Annotated in this window: 13 protein-coding genes; 12 read left to right on the top strand and 1 reads right to left on the bottom strand. The window is 33.9% G+C overall.

Annotation, left to right across the window (positions count from 1 at the left end; genetic code table 11):
• Positions 1-7 precede the first annotated feature (7 nt).
• The 8 genes from FYJ58_RS06870 to FYJ58_RS06835 all read left to right on the top strand — a co-directional run bounded on the left by FYJ58_RS06870 (position 8) and on the right by FYJ58_RS06835 (position 8,628).
• Positions 8-871, top strand: a complete 864-nt coding sequence (locus FYJ58_RS06870) for a carbohydrate ABC transporter permease (protein WP_154518995.1) — start codon at positions 8-10, stop codon at positions 869-871.
• 85 nt (positions 872-956) lie between these two features.
• The gene (locus tag FYJ58_RS06865) at positions 957-1,916 is read left to right on the top strand and encodes an N-acetylglucosamine kinase (protein ID WP_205839187.1); all 960 of its coding nucleotides are present in this window, start codon (positions 957-959) and stop codon (positions 1,914-1,916) included.
• On the top strand, positions 1,891-2,775 hold the full coding sequence (locus tag FYJ58_RS06860; RefSeq protein ID WP_154518993.1) for an ROK family protein: 885 nt from the start codon (positions 1,891-1,893) through the stop codon (positions 2,773-2,775). Before FYJ58_RS06865 ends, FYJ58_RS06860 begins: the two co-directional genes overlap by 26 nt.
• A complete protein-coding gene (locus FYJ58_RS06855; RefSeq protein WP_331464164.1) occupies positions 2,765-4,132 on the top strand; it encodes a 6-phospho-beta-glucosidase in 1,368 nt (455 codons plus the stop codon). The genes FYJ58_RS06860 and FYJ58_RS06855 overlap by 11 nt, the downstream gene beginning before the upstream one ends.
• A 68-nt stretch (positions 4,133-4,200) precedes the next feature.
• On the top strand, positions 4,201-5,172 hold the full coding sequence (locus FYJ58_RS06850; RefSeq protein WP_154518992.1) for a GNAT family N-acetyltransferase: 972 nt from the start codon (positions 4,201-4,203) through the stop codon (positions 5,170-5,172).
• Between the two features lie 13 nt (positions 5,173-5,185).
• Positions 5,186-5,881 (top strand): PIG-L deacetylase family protein, encoded by a 696-nt coding sequence (locus FYJ58_RS06845; RefSeq protein ID WP_154518991.1) that lies wholly within the window; start codon positions 5,186-5,188, stop codon positions 5,879-5,881.
• Positions 5,882-5,923: 42 nt separating this feature from the next.
• Entirely contained in the window at positions 5,924-7,066 is a 1,143-nt protein-coding gene (locus FYJ58_RS06840; protein WP_154518990.1) for an exo-beta-N-acetylmuramidase NamZ family protein, read from the top strand.
• A 38-nt stretch (positions 7,067-7,104) separates the two neighbouring features.
• Positions 7,105-8,628, top strand: coding sequence for a glycoside hydrolase family 3 protein (locus tag FYJ58_RS06835; protein WP_154518989.1), 1,524 nt, complete (start codon positions 7,105-7,107; stop codon positions 8,626-8,628).
• 54 nt (positions 8,629-8,682) lie between these two features.
• Here FYJ58_RS06835 and FYJ58_RS06830 read toward each other — a convergent pair whose 3' ends face one another.
• Positions 8,683-9,450 carry an SDR family NAD(P)-dependent oxidoreductase gene (locus tag FYJ58_RS06830; protein ID WP_205839186.1) on the bottom strand — a complete coding sequence of 256 codons (768 nt, stop codon included), beginning with the start codon at positions 9,448-9,450 and terminating at the stop codon, positions 8,683-8,685.
• A gap of 255 nt (positions 9,451-9,705) precedes the next feature.
• On the opposite strand from FYJ58_RS06830, the gene argS reads away from it, so the two are divergent.
• The 4 genes from argS (at position 9,706) to FYJ58_RS06810 (ending at position 13,985) form a co-directional block, all read left to right on the top strand.
• Complete coding sequence (gene argS, locus FYJ58_RS06825; RefSeq protein ID WP_154518987.1) at positions 9,706-11,475, top strand: arginine--tRNA ligase; 1,770 nt, start codon at positions 9,706-9,708, stop codon at positions 11,473-11,475.
• Positions 11,476-11,493: 18 nt separating this feature from the next.
• Positions 11,494-12,840, top strand: a complete 1,347-nt coding sequence (locus tag FYJ58_RS06820) for an ATP-binding protein (RefSeq protein WP_154518986.1) — start codon at positions 11,494-11,496, stop codon at positions 12,838-12,840.
• A 41-nt stretch (positions 12,841-12,881) separates the two neighbouring features.
• Positions 12,882-13,058, top strand: a complete 177-nt coding sequence (locus FYJ58_RS06815) for a hypothetical protein (RefSeq protein WP_154518985.1) — start codon at positions 12,882-12,884, stop codon at positions 13,056-13,058.
• 213 nt (positions 13,059-13,271) lie between these two features.
• Positions 13,272-13,985, top strand: a complete 714-nt coding sequence (locus FYJ58_RS06810) for a polyphosphate polymerase domain-containing protein (RefSeq protein ID WP_154518984.1) — start codon at positions 13,272-13,274, stop codon at positions 13,983-13,985.
• Positions 13,986-14,048 lie beyond the last annotated feature (63 nt).

Raw genomic sequence — 14,048 nt, 5'->3', positions numbered from 1 at the left:
GTAAAAAATGGGTTTGTTTAAAAAATATAGTAGTAAGGAAAGACATATTGAATTAACAAGGAACATTTTAATTGCAATCATTCTTTTTTTAGTTGCAGTTGTTACGCTGTTCCCGATTTATTATATGGTTATATCCTCTTTTGGAACACCAACAGAGGCAGGTGGAGCGAGTTATTCTTTAATACCAAAGGAATTTACACTTGATTCTTATAAATTTTTCTTTCATTATAGTGTGAATTCATTTCGCTGGATTTTAAATTCTTTCATTGTAGCAACTGTAGTTACTTTAAGTAATGTGATATTTGCAAGTCTTGCTGGCTATGCTTTTGCAAAATTAAGATTTCCGGGTTGTAAAGTAATCTTTTTCTTATTGCTAGTAGCAATGATGGTACCTTATCAGGTAACACAAGTTCCGCTTTATATTTTAGTTGTTAATGTTTTAAAAATACAAGATACTTATCCGGCATTAATTGCACCAACCTTAGTTACTTGTTACAACGTATTTTTAGCAAAACAGTTTTTTTCTTCTTTGCCAACTTCCATTATTGAATCGGCAAAAATGGAAGGCTGTAGTCAACCTATGATTGTATGGAAAATAGTAATTCCATTATCCAAAACAATTCTTTCTGTTATGGCGATAATGACATTTTTAGGAGAATGGAATACTTTCTTTTGGCCATTTTTAGTATGCAATTCGGAAGCAATGCAGACAATTCAGGTTGGGCTTAAAAATTTTAGTTTTGCAAATACAACCTATTTTGCACCAATGATGGCGGGTGCTACGATATCAGCACTTCCTATGTTTATTTTATTCTTCTCTTTACAAAAATACTTTTTGGAAGGTGTTACAGTCGGAGCAGTAAAAGGTTGATAAAAAATAGTTTGAGGTGGAAGGCTGGAAAAATTTTAATTTCTTTGAGTTAAGTGTCCACTTCAGTGGGCAGATGGGAGCAAATATGGAGTATTTATTAGGAATTGACGGTGGTGGAACGAAGACGGTTGTCTGTGTAGAAGGGCTGACAAAAGAAAAGGAAACGAGACAATTCTTTTATTTTGGAGCATTTAATATAAATGGACAAGGAGAAAAAGAAACAAAAAAGACATTGGACGACATAGATAGACAATTAAAAGAAAATGGATATGAAGTAAAAAACTGTAAAGGAATTGGCATTGGAACAGCAGGTATTAGTAATCCGGTTGTAGCTACTTTTTTAAAAGAACAATTTTTAAAGCGGGAGTATGAGTGTCCCATTTTTTTGTATGGTGACCAAGAAACAGCACTTTCTGCTGTATTTGAAAGTTGCTATGGTATGATTTTAATTGCTGGAACAGGTTCTATTTGTTTTGGAAAAACAAAGGGAGAAGAGCCTGTGCGCGCAGGTGGTTATGGACATATTATTGATGATGTTGGAAGTGGTTATGCGATTGCAAGAGATATGCTTACAGCAATTGTAAGAGCGGAGGACGGACGTGGAGAGAAAACGGTTCTTACTTCTCTTGTATTCGATTTTCTTGGAATAAAAGAAATAAAACAATTAATTCAATTTTTATACAAAGAGAATCGATCGAAAAAAGAAGTTGCCAATCTTGCTATTTTAATAGAAGAGGCGATACGATTAGGTGATAAGGTCGCTTGTTCCATTGAAGAAAAAAGTGTGAATGATTTATATGAGCTATGGAAAGCAGTCCATATACAAATGCCACAAGAAAAAAATCTGGCACTTACAGGAAGTGTTTTAGTAAAAAACACACGAATTTCTACAAAATTGATAGAGAAAATTCATCAGGAACAGAAAGAGATGAATATTGTAGTTTCGAAAGAAGAGGCAGTATTAGGAGCATTGCGATTATTAAAAAAGGATAAAAAAGAGAGAAAGGTTTTATGGGAAGATGAAAGAACAATATTTAGCGATTGATATTGGTGGCACTTTTATTAAATATAGTGTGATGAACAAACAATATGAAGTGTTAGAAGAATACGTCCAACCTACAAAAAAAGAGCCGGAAGCGTTCTTAAACCAACTGCTTGGCATTGGAAAAGAATACAAAGATAAGGTAGAGGGAGTGGCACTTTGTATTGCAGGATTTATTAATCCAGAAACAGGAGAAAATACAGATTTTGGAATCAGTGAACGATTCAAAGCTTACAATTTAAAAGAAGAATTAGAAAACATAACAAAGTTACCTGTTATCTTAGAAAATGATAGTAATTGTGCTGCACTTGGAGAAATGGTATGTGGCAGTGCAAAGGAAGTATCGGATTTTTGTTTGCTTACAATCGGAACAGGAATTGGTGGAGCAATTGTATTAAATAAGCAATTAGTTCGTGGAAAGCATTTTAAAGCTGGCGAAGCTGGTTATATGTTAATTGGATTAAATGAAAATGGCGAGCAAGTAAATGGCGAAAGTGCTGGTGCAACTTCTGTATTAGTGAAAAAAGTTTCCGAGATAGTTGGGAAAGAAATAGACGGAATGTATGTATTTAAACATTTAGATAATCCAGAGATTTATAAGATTTACAAACATTGGATTTATAAAAACGCAGTTGTTGTTGGAAATATGGCATTACTTCTTGACCCGGAGGTTGTGTTAATTGGCGGTGGAATTAGCCATGAAAAGCGTTTTATAGATGATTTAAGAAAAGCAGTTTTTGAAATTTATCCTCATTTTGAAGAGTATACAAAAATATTACCTTGTAAAATGGGGAATTTAGCCGGAAGAGTTGGAGCATTGTATTTATGGCTTGAAAAGTATGGAAAAAAGAATGAAAGTTGAAAGAAAAATAGAAAAGAAAGGAAAGCTGGAGAAAATGAAAAATGGTGTGAAAATTGTAACAATCGGTGGTGGATCTAGTTATACGCCTGAGCTTGTAGAAGGGTTTATAAAACGATTTGATAGTTTACCGGTTAAAGAATTATGGCTTGTTGATATTTTAGCCGGAAAAGAAAAGCTTGATATTGTAGCCGGACTGGCAAGACGTATGGTAAAAAAAGCCGGAATACCAATGGAAATTCATACAACCTTAGATAGAAGAGAAGCTTTAGAGGGAGCGGACTTTGTTACAACACAACTTCGTGTTGGTGGTTTATCAGCAAGAATCAAAGATGAAAGAATTCCGCTTTCTCACGGAATATTGGGACAGGAAACAAATGGAGCAGGTGGTCTGTTTAAAGGAATGAGAACGATTCCTGTTATTATTGATATTTGTAAAGACATGGAAGAATTGTGTCCAAAGGCATGGCTTATTAATTTTACAAACCCTGTTGGAATGGTTATGGAAGGAATTGTAAAACATACAAACTTTAGAAAAATCATTGGGCTTTGTAATGTTCCGATCGGTATGCACAAAGCGATTGCTGATTTAATGGACAGAAAAATGGAAGAAGTAGAAGTGACGTTTGGTGGACTGAATCATATGGTATTTGCAACAAAAGTTGTGATTGATGGTGTTGATGTAACAAAAGAAGTAATTAAAAAGTGGGCTGACCAGACAGTAAAAAATATAAAGGGAATTGTATGGGAACCGGATTTTTTAGAGGCATTAGGAGTTCTTCCATGTTCCTATCATCGTTATTATTATATGACAAAAGAATATTTAGCAGAGGCAATGGAGAAATTGAAAGAACATAAAGTTCGTGCTGAATTTGTAAAAGAAGTAGAAGATAAATTGTTTGAGATTTATAAAGACCCCAATTTATGCGAAAAACCAAAGCTTTTGGAAGAACGTGGGGGCGCGTATTATAGTGATGCAGCTTGTAGCTTAATTGATTCCATTTATAACGATAGAGGAGATATTCAGGTTGTGAATACAGTCAATTATATCAATAGCGATAATCATAAAGCGATACAAAACTTTGAAGTAAATGAAGTAATTGAAGCAAGCTGCAAAATTACAAAAGATGGAGCGGTTCCAGTTGAAATTGGAGAACTTCCCAAAGCAGTAAATGGGTTAATTCAACAAATAAAATCATTTGAAATAATTGGAAGTGATGCAGCAGTATCAGGCGATAAAAAAGAGGCATTACTTGCACTTATGATAAATCCACTTGTTATGTCACAGGAAACAGCAAAAATTGTATTAGATGAATTATTAGAAGCCCATAAAGACTATTTACCACAATTTTTCAAATAAAAAACGTTTTCAAATCGAATTTTTAACAAAATTTTAAAAAAAAATTCCAAGCTAGAGGGAGAACAAAAATGGAATATTATAAAGTAGATAAAACAAATGAGGAACAGCAAAAACAGATGTATCAATTGTATATGCAGGCAGTGAACGAAAAAGATATGTTGCATGAGTTACTTGATTTTTCTGAATTTAAAGAAAAGTTATTTTGGGAGCAAGAAGGTTTGGAAAAAATCACTTTTCTTGAAAGCAGAGGAAAGGCATTTGCTACAGGGTGTATGGACAAAAAGAATCAAAAAGCATTTGTTACCATGGTTGTTGTAGAAAAAGAAGAGAGACGAAAAGGAATTGGAAGGGCTATTTTGCAAAACTTAGAAGAAGTTATTTTTAAGCAATCGGGTTTTGAAGTGATTGAATTATCTTTTTTTAACCCAATTACATTTTCTTGGAGAATTCCAAATGGAAAAGCAAATCACCCTAATACACCCGGTGTTGATATGGATTCTATTGCGTATTCCTTCTTTCTGGCTTGTGGGTATAAAAATTTTGCAATTCAAAATGTGTATTATCTTCCTTTGGAAAATTATAGTTATTCCGATATGCTGTTAAGGAAAAAAGAAAGCTTGGAAAAGGAAGGAATTACATTTGAAGTGTATGATGATAGAATTCATAAAAATATGAAAGAAGTAATAGAAGGTTTTGGTAATCCTATGTGGAATCGGGATATTTTATCAGAGCCACCTATTTATGAAAAGGGGCGCCCTATTCTTGTTCCGGTTTATAAAGGAGAAGTGTGTGGTTTTACAGGAGCATTAGATGTAGAAGCGAGTGGACGTGGTTATTTTGCTGGTATTGGAATTGATAAAAAATATCGACAAAAAGGAATGGGAAAAGTATTGTTTGCTTTTTTATGCGAGAGTCTAAAAAAGCAAAATGCGAAATTTATGACATTATTTACGGGAGAAAATAATCCGGCACGCCATATTTACGAGGAGGCTGGTTTTAAAGTTGTAAGAACATTTGCAGATATGAGAAAATCAAAATAGGGGGTTTGTTAGTATGCAGAAATCAATTATGGCAATAGGGGGACATATAGGGGACGCGGAACTTACTTGTGGAGGCGTTTTGGCAACGTATGCTTTGCAAGGTTATAAAGTTATAACGGTTGCTTTAACAGGTGGGGAGCGAGGCAATCCTCCACATCTTACGGTAGAAGAATATCGGAAACAAAAAGAGGAAGAGGCAAATAAGTTTGCAAAAATGCTTGGGGGCGAGGCAATTATATTTCCTTATGCAGATGGAGAACTTCCAGATACAAATGAAGTAAGAATGGAGTTATGCGACGTAATTCGCAAGTATCAGCCGGAAGCACTTATGACACATTGGAAATACAGTATGCACAAAGACCATGAGGCAACACATCGAATTGTAAAAGACGCACAATTTTTTGCCGGACTTTCTTCCGTGGAACGAGAATTGCCGGCACATTATGCAAAAGGTCCTTATTATGCTGAGAACTGGGAAGATGCCACAAACTTTGTACCATATGTATATATGAAAGTAACAAATGACGGGTTTGCACTTTGGCAAAAAGCAATCAAAGAGCATTGGTTTGCAGTTAACAGTAAAAGTTTTCATTATATGGAATATTATTCTCATCTCATGCGCTGTAATGGATATCTTGCAAGATGTGACTATGCAGAACGCTTTATGGTAAATGAAGAAGAAATAAAATTGATTTTAGAGAAATTTTAGAAAAGAAAACATGGAGAAGAAAATAGAGGTGAAACGAAACAAATGGTAAAAAATGGAATCGACAATATAAAAGAATATGATTCTTTATTAAAAGATAAACGTATTGGCTTGATTACTTCTATTTCGGGTGTTGACAGTCAGCTTGTATCAACGATTGACCGATTATATGAAAAATATGAACTTGTAGCTTTGTTTAGTCCGGAACATGGTGTGCGTGGAAATGTTGGAGCTGGTGAAATGGTTGGAAATGAAGTTGACCCCTATACAAAGGTTCCTGTCTATAGTCTTTATCGTAGCGATTCCAAACGACTTACAAAAGAGATGCTCGATAAAGTGGATTCGATTGTATATGATATTCAAGATGTGGGCACTCGTTATTATACATTTATTTCTACGATGTATTATGCTATGCAGGAATGTGAGGTTTACAACAAAGAAATGATTGTATTAGATAGAATCAATCCTCTTGGAGATAAAGTAGAGGGAAATGTGTTAGATTCAACATATAAGAGCTTTGTTGGTGCCTATCCAATTTGTATGCGCTATGGTCTTACTGTGGGAGAATTAGGAAAAATGATATATGAAGAAAATCAATATCATTTTTCGTTCCACATTATTCCTGTAAAAGATTGGAAAAGAACAATGCTGTTTTCGGAAACAGGATTGCCATGGGTAATGCCAAGTCTTGGAATACCAAGATTTGAAACGGCACTTATGTATGCAGGCACTTGTTTATTTGAAGGAACGAATGTATCAGAGGGACGTGGTACTTCTGCACCATTTGAAATAATAGGAGCACCTTATATAGACGGGTATCGTTTGGCAAAATATATGAATGAAAAGAAATTATCGGGTGTAGTATTTTCTCCTATTTATTTCACACCAAGTTGTTCCAAATATGAGGGCAAGGCATGTGAAGGGGTTCATGTTCATATTACAAATAATAAGGAATTTAATGCAGTAGAAACGGGAATGACTTTACTATATACAATAAGAACTTGTTATGAAATGGATTTTGAATTTTTGCCACCAGTAAGAAAAGATGGAAAATGCTTTATTGATTTATTAGCTGGGACAAAAAAACTTCGTGATGAAACTATTTCTCTTGATGATATATTACATGAATTTGAAAAAGATAGGGAAACTTTTCGAAAGAGAAAAGAAAGTTTTCATCTATATAAGTGAGATTATACAAAAAAGGAAATCAGAAAGTTGGAAGTTATATGAATAAAAAGTTAGAAGGGTTATCGTTAGAAGAAAAGGTTGGACAATTATTTGTTTCTGGTTTTTTTGGACTTTGGCCAACCGAGGAATATTTAGATCTGATAGAGGAAGAAAAGCTAGGAAATGTTATTTTATTTTCTCATAACATTTCGGATAAAAAGCAACTTGCTTGTTTAAATAAAACGTTACGTAAAAAAATAGTGAAAGAAACAGGAATTATACCGTTTATTAGTGTTGATGAAGAAGGTGGTGTTGTAACAAGACTTCCAAAAGAATGTGCGATTATGCCCTCTGCAATGGCACAGTCTCAGACAAAGGACAGACAGCTTATTTATGAAGGGGCAAGGATTACCGCAGAACAATTAAAACAGTTGGGAATTAATATGAACCTGGCACCTGTATTAGATATTAATAGCAATCGTCAAAATCCGGTAATTGGAGTTCGTAGCTTTGGTGAATGTTCAGATGATGTATGTTTTTATGCAAAAGAAGTGATGAAGGCACATAAGGAGATTGGCATTTTATGTAGTGGCAAGCATTTTCCTGGACATGGAGATACAGATATCGATTCTCATTTAGGACTTCCTGTTATTGAAAAAAGCCGTAAAGAATTAGAAAGACAAGAGTTAGTCCCATTTAAAGAAATGATAAGGAAAGAAATTCCAGCTATTACAATTGCACATATCGTTGTAAAGGCATTAGAGCCATTAGAAATTCCTTGTACGATTTCGAAAACAGTATTAACTGATTATTTGCGAAAAGAATTGAATTATCAAGGACTGATTATATCCGATTGCATGGAAATGAAAGCAATGAGCGAATATGGAACGATTGAAGAAAATGTTATTTCGGCATTAAAAGCTGGAATTGACTTGATTTTTATTTCACATACACCGTCACTTGTAAAGCGAGCAAGTAAAGCAGTCAGGGAGGCAGTAAAACGAGAAGAAATTACAATGGAAGAGCTTGATAAAAAAGTAGCAAGAATTTTAAAAGCAAAGGAAACACTTTCAACGCTAGAAGAAATAGATATTGCAAAAGCAGGAACAAAAGAGCAACTTGATTTTACAAATTCTTTTTTAGAGAAAACCATTCAGAAAGAGGGGAAAAAGGAAGCATTTTTTCTTGGAGAAAATCCAATTTTTATTGGGATTATTCCGTCAAATACAACGAATGTATCTGATATAGCTAGACAGCCAATTCTATTTGCTGACTATCTTGCAAACAAATATGGGGGAACGAAAATAACATTAAGCTTAGACCCGGGCGAAGAGGAACTGCAACAAGTAAAAGAAAGTTTAATTGGAAAAACATCCGTTGTAGTTGGGACATTAAATGGACATTTATATGAAGGTCAGAAAAAACTACTTTCTATATTAGATCATAGTTCCCTTCCTGTTGCTCTGGCAACGTTAAGAAACCCATATGATAGGGTGCTGATAAAAAAAGATATATTTTTTGTACCACTATATGAGTATAGTGAACGGGTAATTCAGATATTTGCAGAGTATTTAGTACAATAAATTGTTCATGGCTGTTATTTCGTAATGAAAAGGTTAGAAATAACAGCCAGTTATCTAATGTTTTTTTGAGCTCAACTTCGCAGTTTGAATTTTATATTCAAGCGGTAAAATTAGAGCAAGAGGTGAAAGCTTAGAGCCAATATAATTTAATTTTATTGATAACGAAGGAATAATAAGCGTTTTTTTGCGAAATAATCCGTGAAGGGCAATTTTGGCACATTTCTTAGCAGAAATAGAAGGAAGTGAAAAGCTTGTTCCTGCAACCTGATTAAACTCCGTATCGACAGGACCGGGGCATAGTGTTGCGATGTGAATTGGTTTTTTCTTTCGTTTCATTTCATAGTTAAGGGCAATACTAAAACTTGCTACATAAGATTTTGTTGCACTATAGGTTGCCAGATAAGGTCCGGGTTGGAATGCTGCGATGCTTGCGATATTAAGAATATAACCATGATCCATTGTAGAAGCGAAGAGTTTACTTAAAATATGGAGAGCCGTTATATTTGTATGAAGCATTGACAAATCGTATTCTAAAGGAATATCAGAAACATTCCCAACCTTTCCAAACCCGGCACCATTTATGAGTACCGTGACGGGATAGTTTTTGTAAGTGTTGTGCAATGTGATACAGGATTTAGCATCTGATAAATCACAAGTCTCTACCATGACTTTTATAGGATAACGGGATTCAAGTGATTTTTTTAGGTGAAGCAAACGTTTTTCTCTGCGGGCAATTAAAATTAGATTGTATCCTTTTTTTGCTAGAAGAATTGCGAGTTCCTTTCCAATTCCACTTGAGGCACCGGTAATAAATGCGTACATATTTTGATTCTCCTTATTTTGAATATTTAGTAGCTTTTCTTTCATTTTTATTAAGTTAAAATAAATCTATTCAAAAGTATACCACAAAAAAATAAAAAAACTCAAGGAAATAAAAACGTGATTTTTTTCACAAACTTGTAAAATTATCAAAAGAATCTCTTGCAATAATAAGCATTTCAACTTATAATGGTTGTTAAATGATAATAAAAGAGCTTGTTATGTATAATTATGAGTAAACAGGCGGAAGGGAGCAATATGAAAAAGATACTTGACTTACTAAAAGAAGAAGTTACAGAAGCTTTTGTAAAAGCTGGCTATGATGAAAAATATGGGATGGTTACAATTTCAAACAGGCCAGACTTATGTCAATATCAATGTAACGGAGCAATGGCAGCAGCAAAACAATATAAAAAAGCTCCTATTATGATAGCAAATGAAGTAGTTGCAATTTTAGAAAAGAGTGATTCTTTTAAAGAAATCAGTGCAATTAATCCTGGTTTTATTAATATTATTTTAAGTGATTCTTACATTTCCAAATATGTAAATCAAATGAGGGAAGAAGGACATTTCGGATATACACTAGAGGGAGAACCTTATACAATCGTAGTTGACTATGGCGGACCTAATGTTGCAAAACCACTTCACGTAGGACATCTTCGTGCTGCAGCAATTGGTGAAGCAGTAAAACGAATTGGTAAATTCGTAGGACATAATATGATTGGTGATGTTCATTTAGGTGACTGGGGACTCCAGATGGGACTTATTATTACGGAGTTAAAGAAACGTCAGCCGGATCTTCCATATTTTGATCCAGACTTTACAGGAGAATATCCGGAAGAAGCACCATTTACAATTTCTGAACTGGAAGAAATCTATCCATATGCAAGTGGATATTCTAAGAAGCATCCGGATTATCTGGAAGAAGCGAGAAATGCTACATTCCGTCTTCAGAAGGGCGAGAGGGGATACGCAGCTTTATGGAAGCATATTTGCAATGTTTCAATTAGTGACTTAAAGAAGAATTATGATCGATTAAACATCCACTTTGAACTTTGGAAAGGGGAAAGTGATGCAGAAAGCTATATTCCTGATTTAGTAAAATATTTAAAAGATGAAGGATATGCTCATTACAGCGATGGAGCTTTAGTTGTTGATGTAAAAGAAGAGGGAGATACAAAAGAAATTCCACCATGTATGATTTTGAAATCAGATGGTTCTGCACTTTACAATACAACTGACCTTGGAACAATTGTAGAGCGTGTAAAATTATTTAATCCAAAGGCAATTAAATATGTTATTGATAAACGTCAGGATTTATACTTCCAGCAGGTATTCCGTTGTGCAAGAAAAGCAAAATTAGTTGGTGATGATGTTGAGCTTACGTTCTTAGGATTTGGTACAATGAATGGAAAAGATGGTAAGCCATTTAAGACAAGAGATGGCGGGGTTATGCGTCTTGAAACAATGATTAATGATGTAACAGAGGCAGTATATCAAAAAATTATTGAAAACCGTGATATGAATGAGGAAGAAGCAAGAGCGATTGCAGAAAAAGTTGGTGTTGCTGCAATCAAATACGGCGATTTATCAAACCAGGCTTCAAAAGATTATATCTTTGATTTAGAACGGTTTACATCATTTGAAGGAAATACAGGACCATATATTTTATATACAATTGTTCGTATTAAATCCATCTTGGCAAAATATAAGGAATTACATGGAGAGTTGGATACAGAACTTAAGATTTTACCAGCATTTAGTGAAAGTGAAACAGCATTGATGCTTCAGATTACTAAGTTCAACGAAATGATTGATGTTGCATTTAAAGAAAATGCACCATACAAAGTGTGCCAGTTTGTATATGAATTAGCAAATGCTTTTAATCGTTTTTATCATGAAAATAAAATTGTTACAGAAGAAGATAAGGACAAGCAGGCTTCCTGGATTGCTTTGTGCCAGTACACATTAGACATGTTAAATCAATGTATTGACATTTTAGCGATTGAAGCACCAGATAGAATGTAAGTAGCGGAGGAAGCAACATTGTTTATTGGAAGAACGAAGGAATTGAATTTTCTGAATGATTATTATCAAAGGAAAGAAAGTAATTTAGTTGTTCTTTATGGAAGAAGAGGTATCGGTAAGACTGAGTTATTGCGTGTTTTTTCAAAGGATAAACAGTGTATTTATTATAATGCAAGGGAATGTTCAATAAAAGAACAGTATTATATCTTAGAAAGGGAATGGGAAGAGTCTTATGGTATAAAGGCAGAGGAAAAAAGATATAGTGCAGTGTTAGCAAAAGCTGCGGAACAATATTCGGTTCTTATTATTGACGAATTTCATTATATGATGAAGAACAGTGAAGAGTGGGCGGTTGCCTTAAATTCAGTTATAAAAGAGAGTAACAAGAAACTTCTTGTTATTCTCAGCAGTTCTTCGATCCATTGGGTAGAAAATGATATGGTCAATTCCATTGGTGAATTGGCTGAATCAATTTCTGCCTTTTTAAAGATAAGAGAATTTACTTTTGTAGATATTATGAGTCGTTTTCCGGATTTTGATATTGAGCAGTGTATGATTGTATATAGTATTTTAGGCGGAGTTCCTGCTTATTTGAATTTATGGATGGAAAAACGGACTTTGAGAGAAAACATAGAGGCACTTTTTTTACACAAAGATGGCAGGCTTTATAGGGAAGCACAAAACTATTTAAAAATGGAATTAAGAGAGCTGGGGCTATACAATACAATACTTTCTTCTTTCGTGGGAGGAACAAACGAATTAAACGATATCTATGAGCAGACCGGTTTTAGCAGAGCTAAAGTAAGTGTATATGTTAAGAACTTGATGGATCTTGACATTTTGGAAAAGGTTCCATCTTATGACCCCTTTAATAAAGACGGATTAAGGGGGATATATCGGATTCGGGAGAGAGTAGTACAGTTTTGGTATCGCTTTGTATTTCCTAATTTGTCATTATTAGAGCAAAGAGAGTTTAAAAAAGTTTATTCTGAGAAAATAGAAAATGAGCTGGAACATTATTTGGAACCTTATTTTATTGAAATATGTAAAGAATATATGGAGCTATTGAGTGAGCATCAACGACTGCCATATCAAATTGATAAAATAGGAAGCTGGTATGGAGAAGGTGGGATGCTTGATATTATTGGAGAAACGATGGACAAAAAAGTTTTTCTTGGTAAATGCAAATGGAGTCAGGAAGCGATGACAGAGGAAGACTTTATGAATGTATTAAATTTAACAATTCAGGCAGGCATTGAACCGGATTATTATTTCTTATTTTCTAAAAATGGATTTACAAATGGGCTGGAAGTAAAGGCACGGGGAATCAGTAATATGACTTTATTGAGTTTGGAGGATATGTAGGAACATTGGTCTTGTTTACTTAGCGAAAAGAAGGTGCGAAAATGTATCGGCAATTAGCAAAAATGGTGGTTTACCGAAACATGGAGAAAGATAGCATTTTATTAAAACTGGCAGAGATTTGCAAAGAATTTTTTACTGGAACTTATAATAAAGAAGAATTGAGTTGCCGTATTTATGAAGAAATTCATCGGCTGTTGGATATAGCTACAATTTATTAATTATCTAGCTGGTGTTCCGGCATCGATATAATAATTTTCTATAAAAAGGTATAGTCATTTTTGATTATATCTTTTTTTTATCGGGTTTTCACAAATTTTTCACGAACTTTATAATTCTCTTTCACAAATACAGATTATCTTTATAAATATAAAATCAAATTAATATTTGCAAGAAAAAAGATAGAAAAAGAAAATATGGAAAGGAAAGTAAATATGGAACAGAAAGCGATTTGGCTGTTACCGACACAAGAGCAAACGTTTCGGCATGAATGGAAACATGTTATCAATTATTGTGACTATTTAATATTGAGAAACCGTTTACAAGTGATTGCAAAACAAGATTATCATGTGAGAGAAGATGGAACTTATCAGATAAGAAGTTTGTATTTTGATAATTTAGACGATAAAGTGTTGCTTGAAAAATTAAATGGTTATAATCGGCGTGAAAAATTTAGAATCCGATATTATAACGGTGATACAAGTTTTATCCGTTTAGAAAAAAAGAGTAAAATTAATGGACTCTGTTCGAAAGTTTCAGCATCAATTACAAGCGAACAATGTGAGCGATTACTTAATAATGATACTTTATGGATGAAAGTAAGTGATAATCCTTTATTTGTTGAACTTTATGCGAAAATGATGTATCAACAATTAAGACCGAAGGTATTAGTTGATTATGTAAGGGAGCCTTATATTTATGAAGCCGGAAATGTACGTGTGACAATTGATACACAGATTAAAACAGGACTATATAATCAAAATCTATTTGACACAGAGAGTATTTCGGTAGAGGTACCGGATAATCAAATCATATTAGAAGTGAAGTATGATTCATTTCTTCCGGAAGTGATACAAAATGCAGTCAGGTTAAATGACAGGCGTGGAACCAGTTATTCGAAATATGCTGCATGCCGTATGTATGGCTAAAGATTGTTATTGAATTGGTAAAAAAGAATGAAATCAGTAAACAGTTTATAGCAAAACGAGAAA

Origin of the sequence: Velocimicrobium porci (assembly GCF_009696045.1) — a bacterium.
Taxonomy (GTDB): Bacteria; Bacillota; Clostridia; order Lachnospirales; family Lachnospiraceae; genus Velocimicrobium; species Velocimicrobium porci.
The sequence above is the reverse complement of the archived record's forward strand: the minus strand, read 5'-3'. Positions and strand labels throughout refer to the sequence as shown.